A 16291-nucleotide genomic window follows, 5' to 3' on the forward strand; every position below is an offset into this window, starting at 1 on the left:
GCACGAATGACACCAGCAGACGACCAGGCCGCAGCGGGCACCACCGAACGCATCGAAGACGTCGACGTCACGACCGAGATGCAGGGCTCCTTCCTCGAGTACGCGTACTCCGTCATCTACTCGCGTGCGCTCCCGGATGCGCGCGACGGCCTGAAGCCCGTGCAGCGGCGCATCCTGTACCAGATGACCGAGATGGGTCTGCGTCCGGACCGCGGTCACGTCAAGTCCGCCCGCGTCACCGGCGAGGTGATGGGAAAGCTGCACCCGCACGGCGACAGCGCCATCTACGACGCCCTCGTGCGCATGGCGCAGGACTTCACCCTGCGCGTTCCGCTGATCGACGGCCACGGCAACTTCGGCTCGCTCGACGACGGACCGGCCGCCCCGCGCTACACCGAGGCGCGCCTCGCGGCGGCGGCGCTCGCCCTCACGGAGGACCTCGACGAGGACGTCGTCGACTTCGTCCCCAACTACGACAACCAGCTGATGCAGCCGGATGTGCTCCCCGCCGCGTTCCCGAACCTCCTGGTCAACGGCGCGAGCGGCATCGCGGTCGGCATGGCGACCAACATGGCTCCGCACAACCTCATCGAGGTGGTCGGCGCCGCGCGTCACCTGCTCGCGCATCCGGATGCCACGCTCGACGACCTGATGGAATACGTGCCGGGCCCCGACCTCCCCACCGGAGGCACGATCGTCGGCCTGTCCGGCGTCCGGGACGCGTATGCGACCGGCCGCGGCAGCTTCAAAACCCGCGCCAAGGTCACCGTGGAGTCGATCACCGCGCGCAAGAGCGGCCTGGTCGTCACCGAGCTGCCCTACCTCGTCGGCCCCGAGAAGGTCATCGAGAAGATCAAGGACGGCGTCAACGCGAAGAAGCTCTCCGGCATCTCCGACGTCACCGACCTGAGCGACCGGCAACACGGTCTGCGGCTGGTGATCGGCATCAAGACCGGGTTCAGCCCGGAGGCGGTGCTGGAGCAGCTGTACCGGCACACCCCGCTCGAAGACGGCTTCTCGATCAACAACGTCGCGCTCGTGGAGGGCGGCCCGCAGACCCTCGGCCTGCACGAGCTGCTGTCCGTGTATCTCGGGCACCGCATCCAGGTGGTCACCCGGCGCTCCCAGTTCCGGCTCGCCCGGCGCAAGGAACGCCTGCACCTGGTGGAGGGCCTGCTGATCGCGATCCTCGACATCGACGAGGTCATCCAGGTCATCCGCGCCAGCGACGACACCGAGCAGGCACGCACCCGGCTGATGGATGTGTTCGACCTGAGCACCCTGCAGGCCGACTACATCCTCGAGCTGCGCCTGCGCCGCCTCACCAAGTTCTCCCGCATCGAACTGGAGACCGAGAAGGCCCAGCTCGAAGCGGAGATCGCCGAGCTCGAAGAACTGCTCGCCAGCCGGGACCGCATCAACGCGCTCGTCTCCGACGAGCTGGAGCAGGTCGCCGCAAAGTTCGGCACCCCGCGCCGCACCCTGCTCACCGAGGCGCGTCCGTCCATCGCGACGGCGTCTGCACGCGGCAAGCAGCAGGTGGTGCTCGAAGTGGCGGATGTGCCCTGCCGGGTGCTGCTGTCCACCACCGGCCGCATCCTGCGGGTCGACCAGCAGCCGGGCGACGACGGCGGCCTCGACCGTATCGCTGCCCCGGCGAGGCGCAGCAAGCACGACGCGATCCTGTCGCAGCTGGACACCACGACGCGCACCGAGATCGGTGCCGTCACCAACCGCGGGCGCCTCATCCGGTTCTCCCCCGTCGACCTGCCCGCCGCACCTGTCAACTCGATCCAGCTCGGCGCCGGCGTGAAGGTCGGCGACTACCTGGCGATGGCCGACCGCAAGGAGAAGGTGCTCGCGATCGTGTCGCTCGACGCGCCGCGGGCCATCGCGCTCGGCACCAAGCAGGGCGTCGTCAAGCGGGTCTCCCCCGGCGACTGGGCCAACAAGCCGGAGTTCGAGATCATCGCGCTGAAGGCGGGCGACGAGGTCGTCGGAGCCGTGCAGGGCGACGACACCGACGAGCTCGTGTTCGTGGCCAGCGACACCCAGCTGCTGCGCTTCCCCGCCACCGCCGTGCGCTCGCAGGGTCGTTCGGCGGGCGGAATGGCCGGAATCAACCTCGGCGCGGATGCGCGGGTCGTCTACTTCGGCAGCGTGCCGGCCGACGAGAAGGACGAGACCGTCGTCGTCACCATCGCGGCCGGAGGGGACACCCTCCTCGGCGCGGACCCCGGCAGCGGCAAGATGAGCGAGTTCGCCGAGTTCCCGGCCAAGGGCCGCGCAACCGGCGGCGTGCGCTCCCAGCGCTTCCTCAAGGGAGAGACGGAACTGCAGCTCGCCTGGGTCGGCCGCGCGCCCGCCCTCGCGGTCGCCGCCGACGGCGCTGCACGCGCCCTCCCGGACACGCTCGTCCGCCGCGACGCCTCCGGCACCCCGCTCGACATGGTCGTCGCCTCCGTCGGCCGCCGCCTCGCCTAACCGCGCTCCCCCGCCCCAAAACAATCGAGTCCGAAGTTATTCACGCGACACGCCGTCGCTGGCGTGAACAACTTCGGACTCGATTGTTTGGGTACGGGCTCGATGGCTTCGCTAGGCGTCGATGCGGGAGCGGGAGAGGTCGTCGGCCCCGGCGATGATGAACTCCTTGCGCGGGGCGACGTCGTTGCCCATCAGCAGCTCGAAGACACGGGAGGCCTGCTCGGCGTCCGGGACGCGCACGCGCCGCAGGGTGCGGTGGTGGCGGTCCATCGTGGTGGTCGCCAGCTGGTCCGCATCCATTTCGCCGAGTCCCTTGTAGCGCTGGATCGGCTCCTGGTAGCGCTTGTTGCGCTTCTTCAGGTCGGCGAGCACCGCCTGCAGTTCTGCCTCCGAGTACGTGTAGATCGTCTCGTTCGGCTTGGAGCCCGGGTTCACGACGATCACGCGGTGCAGCGGGGGCACGGCCGCGAACACGCGACCCTCCTCGATCATCGGCCGCATGTAGCGGAAGAACAGCGTCAGCAGCAGCGTCCGGATGTGCGCACCGTCCACATCCGCGTCGGACATGATGATGACCTTGCCGTACCGCGCCGTCGCCAGGTCGAAGCTGCGGCCGGAACCGGCCCCGATCACCTGGATGATCGCCGCGCACTCCGCGTTGGAGAGCATGTCGGAGACCGACGCCTTCTGCACGTTGAGGATCTTGCCGCGGATCGGCAGCAGCGCCTGGTACTCGCTGTCGCGCGCACGCCGCGCGGTGCCGAGCGCCGAGTCGCCCTCGACGATGAACAGCTCGCTGTTGGCCACGTCGCTCGACCGGCAGTCCACCAGCTTCGCCGGCAGGGACGAGGTCTCCAGCGCGTTCTTGCGGCGCTGCGTCTCCTTGTGGGCGCGCGCGGAGATCCTGGACTTCATCTCGGCGACGACCTTGTCGAGCAGCAGAGCCGACTGCGCCTTGTCGTCGCGCTTGGTCGACGAGAACCGCTCGGCCATCGCCTTCTGCACCACCTGGGCCACGATCGCGCGCACGGCGGGCGTCCCGAGGATCTCCTTGGTCTGGCCCTCGAACTGCGGTTCGGGCAGGCGCACGGTGAGGACGGCGGTGAGGCCGGCCATCACGTCGTCCTTGTCCAGCTTGTCGTTGCCGACCTTCAGCCTGCGCGCGTTCTGCTCCACCTGCGCACGGAGGAACTTGAGCATCCCCTGGTCGAAGCCGGTCTGGTGGCTTCCGCCCTTCGGCGTGGCGATGATGTTCACGAAGCTGCGCATCACCGTCTCGTATCCGGTTCCCCAGCGCAGGGCGATGTCGACCTCGCACTCGCGGGTGAGCTCGGTGGGGAGCATCGCGCCGCTGTCGGAGAGCACGGGGACGGTCTCGGTGAACGTGCCGCTGCCGGTGAGCCGCCAGGTCTCGGTGATGGGGCTGTCCGGCGCGAGGAAGTCGACGAACTCGGAGATGCCGCCCTGGTACTCGAAGGTGGTCTTCTCTCCATCGTCGCTGCGCTTGTCGTCGATGCTGATGCTGAGGCCGGGCACCAGGAACGCGGTCTGCCGCGCGCGCCCCACCAGGTCGTCGGCCTGGAAGTCCGCACCCTTCGTGAAGATCTGCCTGTCCGCCCAGTACCGGATGCGCGTGCCGGTCGCGCCCTTGGCCGCCTTGCCGACCACGCGCAGTTCGCTGTTCTTCACGAACGGCGTGAACGGCGCATCCGGGCTCGGCTCGTTCTTCCCGTCGTCGAAGATGCCGGGCTCTCCCCGGTGGAACGACATGGCCCAGGTCTTGCCGTCGCGGTCGACCTCGACGTCGAGCCGCTCGGAGAGTGCGTTGACGACGGACGCGCCGACGCCGTGCAGGCCACCGGAGGCCGCGTACGATCCGCTGCCGAACTTGCCGCCGGCGTGCAGCTTCGTGAAGACCACCTCGACGCCGGACAGACCGGTCTTCGGCTCGATGTCGACGGGGATGCCGCGGGCCTTGTCTCGCACCTCGACGCTCTCGTCGGCGTGCAGGACGACCTCGATGGTCGACCCGTGCCCGGCGAGCGCCTCGTCGACGGAGTTGTCGATGATCTCCCACAGGCAGTGCATGAGACCGCGGGAGTCCGTCGATCCGATGTACATGCCGGGGCGCTTCCGCACCGCCTCCAGCCCCTCCAGGACGGAGAGATGTCTGGCCGAATAGTCCGAGCTCGCCACGAGCGCTCCTTGCGATTCCGATGCGCCGGATGGATGCCGACGTCACACACTCTCCAGCCTACGGAGTGCCGGCTGTGCGTCCCGTCACCGACACCCGCCTGAGTGTGTGCTACGCGTTCAGCGAAATAGCGGGCGAATCGGGCAGTGTTCCGTCCGGAACGTGGTTCTATATAAGTACCGAGTTCACGGTTGCGATCTGAAAGGAGCATCACATGTCGACGATCACCACGGAGAACGGTGCGGTTGACGAGCTCGCATCGGGGCCGCAACTGACGGCGGCCGACCGTTGCGACAGCTGCGGAGCCCAGGCATACATCCGCGTTGTCGTGAACAACGGCGAGCTCCTGTTCTGTGCCCACCACGGCAAGAAGCACCAGGAGAAGCTCTCGCAGATCGCGCACAGCTGGCACGATGAGACGGCACGTCTCTTCGAAGAGCAGCGCGCGTAACGCGTTCGCGGCACTGCAGCGAGTCACCCAGACATGAGTGGACGGCCGAGGGGCGTGCGTAGGCGCGCCGTCATCGACCTGAACGCCATCCTGGCGAACGCTGCGGCGACCGGGCCGCTCACCGACCTCACCGCCGACCTCCGCGCCGACGCGTACGGACACGGGCTCATCCCCGTGGCACGTGCGCTGTCGGATGCGGGGGTCGGCGGTTTTCTCGTCTCCCGGTTTGAAGACCAGGCCGATCTGGCGGACGCCGGAGTCTCCGGCGCACGCGTCGCCGATCCGGATGCCGCTGTCGACCCACACGTCGCCGGGCCCGAGCTCTTCGGGCTGGCAGGCGGGGGGCGTCCGGCCATGCGGCTCTCCGGCGAGGTCATCGCCGTCAAGCGCGTGCACGCCGACAGCGGCGTCTCCTACGGCTACACCTACCGCACGCGGCAGGACACGACGCTGGCGCTGGTCGCGCTCGGCTTCGCCGACGGCATCCCGCGCGTCGTCTCGAACAAGGCGCCCGTCCGCATCGGAAACTTCGTGGGCCGTGTGACAGGCCGCATCGCGATGGACCAGTTCGTCGTCGACCTCCACGACTTCACCGCCGAGCCCGGAGACGACGCGGTGCTGTTCGGGGACCCGGCCCAGGGCGAACCGTCCGTGGGCGAACTGGCGGACCTCATCGGCATCGCCGCCGCCGTCATCACCTCGCGGCTCGGCCGCCGCATCGAGAGGGTCTACGAATGACCATCGTCGACGCCATCGCGGAGCCCCTGCCGCGCGCGGTCATCGACCTCGCGGCGCTCCGCCACAATGTCTCGCATCTCGCCTCCCTCATCGCACCGTCCGAGCTGATGCTCGCGGTCAAGGCGGACGCGTACGGCCACGGCCTGCTCCCTGTCGCGGAGGCCGGCATCGACGCCGGCGCAGCGTCGCTGGCCGTCCTCGAGATCCCGGTGGGCCTGGTGCTGCGGCAGGCGGGCATCACCGTCCCCCTGCTCGCCTGGCTGCACGGTGCGGACACCGACTGGCGCGCCGGCATCGAGGCCGACATCGAGCTGGGCATCTCCGCACGCTGGCAGCTCGACGCGATCGCCGCCTCCGGTGCCGACCGTCCCGCCGTCGTGCACCTCAAGGTCGACACCGGCCTCAGCCGCAACGGCGCCACCCGCGAAGACTGGCCGGGACTGGTGGATGCGGCCGTCGCGCTGCAGAAACAGGGCATCGTGCGCATCCGGGCGGCGTGGTCGCACCTCGCAGACGCCTCCATCGCCGACGACGAGGCGGCGCTCGCCCAGTTCCGGGAGGCGGTCGTCGTCGCCGAGGAGCACGGGGCCACGTTCGAGATCCTGCACCTCGCCGCGAGCTCGGCGGGCATCCGGATGCCCGAGGCGCGGTTCGACCTCGTCCGGTTCGGGATCGCCGCATACGGCGTCTCCCCCTTCGACGACAGCACGGGCGCCGACCTGGGCCTCATCCCGGCGATGCGCCTCGAAGCGCCGGTCACCCGCATCCACGTCGGCGGCACCACGCACGCGCGCCTCGGCATCGGCTATGCGGACGGCGTGCCGACCCTCGGCATCGCGAAGGCGCACGTCTCCATCGGCGGACTGCCCTGCCCGGTGCTCGCGGTCGACGCGGACTCGATGCTCGTCGACGTCGGCGCGAACCGCGTGGAGGTCGGCGACACGGCGATCCTGTTCGGTCCTGGCGTCAACGGCGAGGTCATCGCCGAGAAGTGGGCGGACTGGGCGGAGACGATCGCCGACGAGATGCTCACGGGCGTCGCGCAGCGCGTCCCCCGCGTCTACGTCGGCTGACCGCGCCACGCACCCCCACCGCCGCACATCTTTCCCTGCGCTGGCCCGCTCCGTTCAAGCGGAGATTCCAGCCGGATCGCCCCCTACCTCCGCTGCACAGGATGCACCCGCGGCGTGTCGGCTCAGACTTCCTCCTTTACGCAACACCGGAGAATCCGGGCGACACGCCGTCTGCGACTCCGTTAGTGCGGAGAAACGCTCGCGGGCCGGGTGGAACTCCGTTCGAACGGAGTTCGGGCGTGATGGGGGGGGTGAGCGGCGTGGTAGGTGGTGAGGGCGGCCGGTAGGGCAGGCGGGCGGCCAGGCAGCCAGCCGCCGGGGCCCGGGGCCGGACTCGGGCTAGAGCTTCACGCCGAGGCGGTCGGCGATGGCGCGGCGCGCGTTGGCCGCGTAGCGGTCGACGCTCTCGGTCTGCTGCACAGGCGCGAGTTCGGTGCGCAGGGCGGTCGCGAGCATCCGGTCGGCCAGTGCGGGGTTCATCGGCAGCACGGGGCCGTGCAGGTGCGTTCCGATGGCCGCGGCCAGCGCGACGCCCTCGGTCTGGCCGCCGTCGTTTCCGGTGCCGCTGACAACCTGGCCGAATGGCTCAGCACCCTCCAGCGTGGTCGTCGCCGAGTGGTTCTCGAAGCCGGCCACCGTTCCCTGCGCGGTGCGCACGACGATCTCGCCGACGTGCCTGGCCGCGCCCAGCTGGGCGCGCGTCGGGAAGACGCCGGCCCCGGCCAGACGCTCGCCGTCGGCCGTGACCAGTTCGGTGCCGAGCAGCTGCCAGCCTCCCGCGATCGCCAGGATCGGGATGCCGGCGTCCCGCCAGTCCCGCAGCGCGGGGGCGATGCGCTGCACGTCGGCGAGCACCGCCCGCTGCGACGAGAGCGGTCCGCTGCCGATGTGCACGATGTCCACAGACTCCGGCAGCACGCCGCCGACCGGATGACGGACGACCTCGGCGTCGATGCCACGCCAGCGGGCGCGCTCGACCAGGGCCGTCACATTCCCGGCGTCGCCGTTGATGCCCAGCTCGGCCGGGTACAGGTGCAGGATGCGCAACACGCTCATCGTTCGCCGCCCTCCAGGTCGAGGAAGCCGAGCTGCTTGCGGATCAGCATCATCTGCTCGTAGTTGACGATCATGGTCTTGGTGCCGGTCGCGGGCTTTGGCAGCGCGAGGAACGCGGTCAGCGCCGGCTTCAGCTCCGGGACGACCTGGTCGACCGGGATGCCCGCGTACGCGAACCGGGTGGCGAACTGCCACGCCTTCGTGCCGGAGACCACATCCACGTGCTCGATGGAGGAGAGGTCGATGTCGTAGACCCAGGACGGGTCCGGCGTTCCCTCGTCGACGGCCACGAAGACCTGCTCGGGCGGCGCGCTGAGGTAGTCGAGGTTCAGCTGCAGGCTCGGCGGGTTCTTCATCATGATGATCTCGATGTCCTCGTCGCCGACCCGCAGGGTCTCGCCGCGGCCGTAGACCGTGCGCAGCGACGACATCGCGGCTACCACGGCCTCCGGGCGGAACCGGTCGCCGAGCAGGCGGCGGGCCATCGCGGTCGCACCGGCCGCATCCACGGCGTAGTGCAGTCCGCGGGCGGGGAGGGCAACCTGCACGCTCTCGCCGCCGAACGCGAGGCGCGCACTGCGCGCGTCCAGTTCGCTGACGAACACGGACGGCACGGGAAGCGCTCCCGCCGGCACGCCGGACACGTCCTTGACGTTGGCGAGCCCGTTCGGCGACGCGTCGATGATCGACGGTGCCACCGCGAACGTCGACACGTCACGGCCCTCGGCGAGCAGTTCTGCGCCGACCCGCGCGAGGCTGTCGTCGTCGGCGTTCACCACGACGAACTCCGAAGAGGATGCGCCGATCGAGCGGAGCATCCCGACCACCCTGGTCGGCTCGAAGAACCGGTTGAGCTGGTCGATCTGCACGTTCAGCAGCAGCGAGCCCCGTGGCTTCAGGATGGTCGCCAGGTCGACGCCGTACGCCTCGTCCACCTCGATCACGCCGACGTCGGCGCGCACGCGTCCGTCCAGCGGGACGGTGGCGAGCAGCGCGGACGCGATCCCCTGCGGGAGGTTGCCTCCCGACGGGTTGGTGAACACGGTCAACCCGTGCTCGCGCAGGATGCCCGTGAGCATGTTCGTCGTGGTCGACTTGCCGTTCGATCCGGAGACGAACACGACGCCGAGCGGAAGCTCGGCGACGGCGCGTTCCAGGAACTTCGGCGCGATCGCGAGCGCGACGCGTCCCGGCACAGCCGAGCCGCCGCCGCGCAGGCGCAGCAGCCAGCGGGCGAGACGACCGGCGACGACCGCTAGCCTGTAGCGCACTCCCCCGGCCTACTCGAGGTAGTCGCGGAGCGACTGCGACCGGGACGGGTGGCGGAGCTTCGCCATCGTCTTCGACTCGATCTGACGGATGCGCTCACGCGTCACCCCGAACGTGTCACCGATCTGGTCGAGCGTCTTCGGCATTCCGTCGCCGAGCCCGAAGCGCATCCGGATCACTCCGGCCTCGCGCTCCGAGAGCGAGTCGAGGAGGCTCTCGAGCTGCTTCTGCAGCATCGTGAAGCCCACAGCGTCGGCCGGGACGACCGCCTCCGTGTCCTCGATCAGGTCGCCGAACTCGCTGTCGCCGTCCTCGCCGAGCGGGGTGTGCAGCGAGATCGGCTCACGGCCGTACTTCTGCACCTCGATGACCTTCTCGGGGGTCATGTCGAGTTCACGGCTCAGCTCTTCCGGCGTGGGCTCGCGGCCCAGGTCCTGCAGCATCTGCCGCTGCACACGGGCCAGCTTGTTGATGACCTCGACCATGTGCACCGGGATGCGGATGGTGCGGGCCTGGTCGGCCATCGCGCGGGTGATCGCCTGACGGATCCACCAGGTGGCGTACGTGGAGAACTTGAAGCCCTTGGTGTAGTCGAACTTCTCGACGGCACGGATGAGGCCCAGGTTACCTTCCTGGATGAGGTCGAGGAACTGCATCCCGCGACCGGTGTACCGCTTGGCGAGCGAGACGACCAGTCGGAGGTTCGCTCCGAGCAGGTGGCTCTTGGCCCGCTGGCCGTCGCGCGCGACCCACTTGAGCTCGCGCTCGAGCTCACGCGGCATGTTCGGCGTGTTGGCGAGCTTGTCCTCGGCGAACAGGCCGGCCTCGATCCGCATCGCGAGCTCGACCTCCTCCGCCGCGTTCAGCAGGGCGACCTTGCCGATCTGCTTCAGGTAGTCCTTGACGGGGTCTGCCGTGGCGCCGGTGATCGTGGTGGAGTACACCGGGATGTCGTCGTCCTCGTCGACGGCGCGGAGCACGAGTGCTCCCGTCGGCAGGGGCTCGTCGGCCGCAGCGGGCTTGGCGTCGTCGTCGTCCGACTTCTCTTCCGCGTCGTCGCTGTCGTCGGCTGCTGCCTCGACCTCGACCTCCGCGGTCTCCTCTTCGTCGATCTCGACGGCGTCGTCGTCGCCGAGCTCGTCGTCGCCCTTGGCCTTGCTCGCGCCCTTCTTGGCGGTCGTCTTCGCAGGGGCCTTCTTCGCGGGAGCCTTCGCTGCCGTTTTCTTCGCTGCCGGAGCGGCCTTCGCTGCGGTCTTCTTCGCTGCCGTCTCAGTGACCTCGGCCTCGGTCACCTCGGCTTCTGGAGCTTTCGTTGCTGCACGGGTTGCCATGTGAACACCTTTCATACCAAGCGGAGGGGCCGAGAATCCGAAGCGCCTTGGCCTGGCTCAGGTTGCGTGCGGACATTACTAAGACCCATGTCAAGTCCTGGGTCTGTGCGCGGTGCAGTTTTCCATGCTCCGAGCCCCTGGATATGAACGGGTCCGATCAACTATTATTGCACGATTCATGGCCGCCCCCGACCATCGGTGCTCCGCCGCCGCCCAGCCGCTTTCAGCCGGCCGCCCCTCGTCCGCGTCTCTTCCACGCGTCAGAGAGTAGAACCCACAAGGGGGCCACTTCTATTCCCTCGTCCTCGGACAACAGGCGGCGGGTGCGGCGTCTCGCACGCACCAGGAATCCGACGCCGATGCCCACGATCACGTACTGGATCGCGAACGCCCAGCGGAACGCATCCAGGGCATACAGGTCGGATGCTCCCCCCGCAGCGACGCGGGCGCCGTTCTGCCCGTCGAGCGCCAGCCCGATCAGGAACATCATCACGAAGCTGGCGAGGAAGCCGCCGACGTTGACGATGCCGTTCGCCGAGCCGAGGCTGCGCAGCGGGTTGGAGGTGCGGGCGAAGTCGAACCCGATCAGGGAGCCGGGTCCGCCGATCCCGATCGCGATCAGCAGCACGATCAGCAGCCAGAGCGGCGGCGTTCCCGGCCAGAGCAGCACCACGGCCCAGACAACGCCCATCATGGCGACGATCCCCAGCACCAGGTTGCTGCGCCGCAGCGGGTGGCGCGCGGTGAGCACGCCCAGGATGGGACCGGAGATGAGACCGGCGACCACGGCGACGATCAGTAGCCCGGACGCCTCCGCCGGGTCGATCCCGAGCGCGAACACCATGAACGGCAGCCCCCACATCAGGCTGAACACGGTGCCGGAGGACTGGGTGACGAAGTGCGACCAGAAGCCGAGCTGCGTGCCCGGCCGCGCCAGGCTCACCCGCAGCTGCCGGATGGACTCGCCCCAGGTGGCGGGACGCGGGCCCTCCGACGAGCCGACCGGCCTGTCCGAGATCGCGGCGACGATGCCGACGAGCGCGATCACCGAGAGCGATGCGGCGCTGAGGAACGCGGTCGTCCATCCCGCCTGGTGCAGGATGATCGCGAACGGGATGGCGGACAGCACCTGGCCCAGCTGGCCGATGTTGCCGATCCACTGGGACAGCTGAGGCACCAGGCGCCCGCGGAACCACGAGTTGATCAGGCGCATCAGCGAGGTGAACACCGTCGCATCCCCCGCCCCGACCAGGATGCGCCCCAGGATGGCGACCCCGATGGTCGGCGCGAACGCCACGGTTACCTGACCGACGATCATCAGCGCTGTGCCCACCGCCATCAGCCAGCGCGAGCCGACCCTGTCGATCAGCACGCCGACCGGGATCTGCATGGCCGCGTACACGATCAGCTGCACGACGGCGAGGGTCGAGAGCACGGACGCCGTGCTGTGGAAGCGCTCGGTCGCTGCTACTCCGGCGACGCCGATGCTCGTGCGCTGCATGACCGCGATCAGGTAGGCGAAGACGCCGATCCCGAAGATGAGCCAGGAGCGCCGCGAATTCACTCCTCCAGCGTATTACCGACCACGCCGGCCGGGATGCGCGTCAGGACGCGGTGGGCCCGTTCTCCTCGTCGCCATGGCGGCGGAACGCGAGGAAGTTCTCCAGCTCGGCGGCGATCTCGTCCGCGCTCGGCAGCTCGCCATCGCGGTCGGTCAGCGGCGACCGCAGCTGGTTGTCCTCCATATAGCTGTCGTGGCGTTCCTCGAGCGTTCCGACCAGCCGGCCGAGCTCGGCGTTCGAGTCGACCTGCTCGTCGATGTTCGCGATGAACTCCCTGTCCTCCTGGCGCAGCCGGTCGGTGGGGAAGATCAGCCCGGTGGCCGCGCTGATGCTGTCGAGCGCGGCGATGGCCGCGGCGGGGTACTCGGTGTCTGCCAGGTAGTGCGGGATGAGCAGGATGAACCCGGCGATCGGGTACGACAGCTGCTGCAGCCGGAACTCGAGCAGGTGCAGCGCGTTGGCCGGGACCTGCGTGTGCGGCTTCCAGATCGACATCGAGTCGATCAGGTCGGAGCGGTTGCCGCTGACGGTCACGCCGATCGGGCGCGTGTGCGGCACGGGCATCGGGATGGAGTGCACCCAGGTGACCGACTTCACCTTGAGTCTGTCGATGAGGTCGAGGATGGCCTGCGTGAACCGCTCCCACTGGAAGTCGGGCTCGAAGCCGGACAGAAGGAGGAACGGCTGGCGCAGCTCGTCGTACGCGAGGTAGAGCTTGAGCGTGGCCGGCTGGTAATCGGTGAGGTGGTCCTGGTCGAAGTAGATGATCGGCCGGCGGGCACGGTAGTCGAGCAGGATGTCGGCGTCGAAGGTGGCGACCACCTCGTTGTCGAGCGTTCCGAGCAGATAGGTGCCCAGCTGGCTGACGCCGGAACCCGCGTCGGCGAATCCGGTCAGGCCCGCGACCAGGTTGAGGCCAGCCGGCACCTCCGAGAGGGCCGCGTTGAGCTCGTACAGGTCACCCGGATCGCGCATATTTCAACTCTAAGCCGCCCGTTCCCGGCGGACCCTGCGAACCGGCCCGGAAGGCACACGCCCACAGCGAACACGGCTGCCGGCGCGCGGCAGCGGCTAGATTCGAGGCATGACCGTCCCTTCTCTCTCGCTTTCGTCCGCCTCCGCCGTGTCCCCGTCCGGTGACGTGCTCCTGATCGGCGCACGCGCATCCGGTGGCTCCGTCGACGTGGTGGCGAACTCCGCCGTCGACGCCGCCCTGACGGCCGCGGGCGATGTCGCCGCGCAGCTGCAGGCCGTCGGCTTCGGAGGGGGACGGGACGAGCTGGTCCGGCTCCCCGGCGGAGGAGGCGGACCGTCCATCGCCGTGATCGGATTGCCGGAGACCGTGGATGCCGACGCTCTGCGCTACGCGGCGGGCAGCGGCATCCGCCAGCTCGCGGGCACCGCGTCCGTCACCGTCGCGCTGCCTGCCGATGGCGACGAGCAGCTCGCCGCCGTGCTGGAGGGCGCTGCGCTCGGCTCGTATGCGTTCACCACATACCGCGAGGCGTCGAAGGCGTCCGTGAAAGCGCCCGTGGCGGCCATCGAAGTCGTCGGGACGCCGGGGGACGCATCCGGTGCTGATGCACTCGTCGCCCGCGCCACGGCGGCAGCCGAGGCCGTCGCGCTCGTCAAGGACCTCGTCAACACGCCGCCCCTCGACCTCTACCCCGCGACCCTCGCCGACGCCGCGGAGCGCGCGGCCGCCGGGCTGCCGGTGGATGTGCGTGTCTGGGACGAGAAGCAGCTCGAAGCGGACGGCTTCGGCGGCATCCTCGGCGTCGGCCAGGGCTCGACCCGCCCGCCGCGGCTCGTCAAGGTCACGTACTCCCCTGCCGGAGCGGCCAAGCACCTCGCGCTGGTCGGCAAGGGCATCACGTTCGACACCGGCGGGCTGTCGCTCAAGCCGCCGACCGGGATGGTCGGCATGAAGTACGACATGACCGGAGCGGCCACCGTGCTCGCCGTCGTCCTCGCCGCGGCCAGGCTGGAACTGCCGGTGAAAGTGACCGCGTGGCTCTGCATCGCGGAGAACATGCCGTCCGGGTCGGCGATCCGGCCCAACGACGTGCTGCGCATCCGGGGCGGCAGGACCGTCGAGGTGCTCAACACGGACGCGGAGGGCCGGCTGGTGATGGCCGACGGCCTAGTCGCCGCGAGCGAGGAGCGCCCGGACGCGATCGTGGACGTCGCGACCCTGACCGGGGCGGCGATGGTCGCCCTCGGCACCCGCTACGCCGCCGTCATGGGCGACGACGAGCTGGTCGGAGAGGTCGTCGACGCCGCGAAGTCGTCCGGCGAACTGCTCTGGCCGATGCCGCTTCCCGGCGAGCTGCGCGCGACCATCAACTCCGAGGTCGCGGACATCGCCAACGCCAACCCCGGAAACACCGCGGGAGGGATGCTGCTCGCCGCCGTCTTCCTCCAGGAGTTCGTCGGCCGCACCGGCGATGCTGAGGATTCGCCGCGCATCCCGTGGGCCCACCTGGACATCGCGGGACCCGCCAAGGGGCCCGCCTCTCCCTACGGTTTCACCGGGAAGGGACCGACCGCCGTCACCGTGCGCGCCCTCATCCGGTTGGCCGAGGACTTTTCCCGGAAGTAGTAGGGTCGTATGGGCAAGAAAAATTCTTGCCGCAAACAAACGCCTGCCCACGAGTGACCCCTCGGGGCAGGGTCGTGTCACGAATCCTGATGCGCGAGGGAGTAGCTGGGTGTCTGAGCAGAACTTTGACATTGTGGTGCTCGGCGGTGGGAGTGGAGGCTACGCAGCAGCGCTGCGTGCGGCCGAGCTCGGTTTCACCGTTGGGATGATCGAGAAAGACAAGGTCGGAGGCACCTGCCTGCACCGAGGATGCATTCCCACCAAGGCCCTGCTTCACGCGGCCGAGGTGGCGGACTACTCCCGCGAGTCGTCGAAGTACGGCATCGTCACGGAGTTCCAGGGCATCGACATCAACGGCGTGACGGAATACCGCCAGGGCATCGTCGCCAAGAAGTACAAGGGACTGCAGGGCCTGGTCAAGGCGCGCAAGATCACGGTCATCGAGGGTGAAGGTCGCCTGACCTCCCCCACCACGGTGCAGGTCGGTGACGACACCATCGTCGGCAAGAACGTCATCCTCGCCACGGGCTCGTACTCGCGCTCGCTTCCCGGTCTCGAGATCGGCGGCCGCGTCATCACGAGCGAGCAGGCCCTCGAGCTGGACTTCGTGCCCAAGAAGGTCGCCGTGCTCGGCGGCGGCGTCATCGGCGTCGAGTTCGCGAGCGTCTGGAAGTCCTTCGGCGCGGACGTCACCATCATCGAGGCCCTCCCGCACCTCGTCCCCAACGAGGACGAGACCATCAGCAAGTCGCTGGAGCGCGCGTTCCGCCGCCGCGGCATCGACTACCGCCTGGGCGTCCGGTTCTCCGGCGTGACCCAGAACGACGACGGCGTCGTCGTGACGCTCGAGAACGGCGACACGGTCGACGCCGAGCTGCTGCTCGTCGCCGTCGGCCGCGGCCCGTCGACCGCCAACCTCGGCTACGAGGAGGCGGGCATCACGCTCGACCGCGGCTTCGTCATCACCGACGAGCGCCTCCAGACGAGCGTTCCCGGCGTCTACGCCGTCGGCGACATCGTCCCCGGCCTGCAGCTCGCCCACCGCGGCTTCCAGCAGGGCATCTTCGTCGCGGAGGAGATCGCGGGCCTCAACCCGATCATCGTCCCGGATGTCAACATCCCGAAGGTCACCTACTGCGACCCCGAGGTCGCATCGGTCGGTCTCACGGAGGCCAAGGCCGTCGAGCAGTACGGCGCTGACAAGGTGTCGAGCTACGACTACAGCCTCGCGGGCAACGGCAAGAGCGAGATCATCGGCACCAGCGGCTCCGTCAAGGTCGTCCGCGTCGTCGACGGCCCCGTCGTCGGCGTCCACATGATCGGCGCCCGCGTCGGTGAGCTGATCGGCGAGGCACAGCTCGCGGTCAACTGGGAGGCATACCCCGAAGACATCGCCCCGCTCGTCCACGCGCACCCCACGCAGAACGAGTCGCTCGGCGAGGCCTTCATGTACCTCGCTGGCAAGCCGCTGCACACCCTTTAGTCCGCCGCCGGTCGGCGCGACTGCAATAAACTACTGAACGAATTGGTT

12 protein-coding genes are annotated in these 16291 nt (G+C 69.1%); 6 read left to right on the forward strand and 6 right to left on the reverse strand.

What is annotated here, in order from left to right; translation table 11 throughout:
- Nucleotides 1-6: 6 nt before the first annotated feature.
- Nucleotides 7-2484 carry a DNA topoisomerase IV subunit A gene (locus HF024_RS11215; protein ID WP_168689605.1) on the forward strand — a complete coding sequence of 826 codons (2478 nt, stop codon included), beginning with the start codon at nucleotides 7-9 and terminating at the stop codon, nucleotides 2482-2484.
- Nucleotides 2485-2595: 111 nt separating this feature from the next.
- On the opposite strand, the gene HF024_RS11220 is transcribed toward HF024_RS11215, so the two are convergent.
- Nucleotides 2596-4680, reverse strand: coding sequence for a DNA topoisomerase IV subunit B (locus tag HF024_RS11220; RefSeq protein WP_085367832.1), 2085 nt, complete (start codon nucleotides 4678-4680; stop codon nucleotides 2596-2598).
- Between the two features lie 212 nt (nucleotides 4681-4892).
- Between HF024_RS11220 and HF024_RS11225 the strand changes: the two genes are divergently transcribed.
- Genes HF024_RS11225 through alr form a run of 3 tightly spaced genes read left to right on the forward strand, consistent with a single transcriptional unit; the run spans nucleotide 4893 to nucleotide 6940 of the window.
- Nucleotides 4893-5129: a hypothetical protein gene (locus HF024_RS11225; protein ID WP_055896232.1), complete on the forward strand. Its 237-nt coding sequence runs from the start codon at nucleotides 4893-4895 to the stop codon at nucleotides 5127-5129.
- Between the two features lie 54 nt (nucleotides 5130-5183).
- A complete protein-coding gene (locus tag HF024_RS20035) occupies nucleotides 5184-5867 on the forward strand; it encodes an alanine racemase C-terminal domain-containing protein (protein WP_348770449.1) in 684 nt (227 codons plus the stop codon).
- Nucleotides 5864-6940 (forward strand): alanine racemase, encoded by a 1077-nt coding sequence (alr, locus tag HF024_RS11235; protein ID WP_085367837.1) that lies wholly within the window; start codon nucleotides 5864-5866, stop codon nucleotides 6938-6940. The genes HF024_RS20035 and alr overlap by 4 nt, the downstream gene beginning before the upstream one ends.
- Before the next feature lie 339 nt (nucleotides 6941-7279).
- On the opposite strand, the gene HF024_RS11240 is transcribed toward alr, so the two are convergent.
- The 5 genes from HF024_RS11240 to HF024_RS11260 form a co-directional block, all read right to left on the reverse strand.
- A complete protein-coding gene (locus HF024_RS11240; RefSeq protein ID WP_168689607.1) occupies nucleotides 7280-7996 on the reverse strand; it encodes a cobyric acid synthase in 717 nt (238 codons plus the stop codon).
- Nucleotides 7993-9267 (reverse strand): MurT ligase domain-containing protein, encoded by a 1275-nt coding sequence (locus tag HF024_RS11245; RefSeq protein WP_085367840.1) that lies wholly within the window; start codon nucleotides 9265-9267, stop codon nucleotides 7993-7995. Before HF024_RS11245 ends, HF024_RS11240 begins: the two co-directional genes overlap by 4 nt.
- Before the next feature lie 9 nt (nucleotides 9268-9276).
- Nucleotides 9277-10596, reverse strand: coding sequence for an RNA polymerase sigma factor (locus HF024_RS11250; RefSeq protein ID WP_210723943.1), 1320 nt, complete (start codon nucleotides 10594-10596; stop codon nucleotides 9277-9279).
- Between the two features lie 223 nt (nucleotides 10597-10819).
- Nucleotides 10820-12160 (reverse strand): MFS transporter, encoded by a 1341-nt coding sequence (locus HF024_RS11255; protein ID WP_168689609.1) that lies wholly within the window; start codon nucleotides 12158-12160, stop codon nucleotides 10820-10822.
- A gap of 40 nt (nucleotides 12161-12200) precedes the next feature.
- On the reverse strand, nucleotides 12201-13133 hold the full coding sequence (locus HF024_RS11260) for a PAC2 family protein (RefSeq protein WP_085367847.1): 933 nt from the start codon (nucleotides 13131-13133) through the stop codon (nucleotides 12201-12203).
- 109 nt (nucleotides 13134-13242) lie between these two features.
- On the opposite strand from HF024_RS11260, the gene HF024_RS11265 reads away from it, so the two are divergent.
- The gene (locus HF024_RS11265; protein WP_168689610.1) at nucleotides 13243-14760 is read left to right on the forward strand and encodes a leucyl aminopeptidase; all 1518 of its coding nucleotides are present in this window, start codon (nucleotides 13243-13245) and stop codon (nucleotides 14758-14760) included.
- A gap of 109 nt (nucleotides 14761-14869) precedes the next feature.
- Complete coding sequence (lpdA, locus tag HF024_RS11270) at nucleotides 14870-16243, forward strand: dihydrolipoyl dehydrogenase (protein WP_168689611.1); 1374 nt, start codon at nucleotides 14870-14872, stop codon at nucleotides 16241-16243.
- The last annotated feature ends 48 nt before the right edge of the window (nucleotides 16244-16291 follow it).

The organism is Leifsonia sp. PS1209 (assembly GCF_012317045.1).
In the GTDB taxonomy this organism is placed as follows: Bacteria; Actinomycetota; Actinomycetes; order Actinomycetales; family Microbacteriaceae; genus Leifsonia.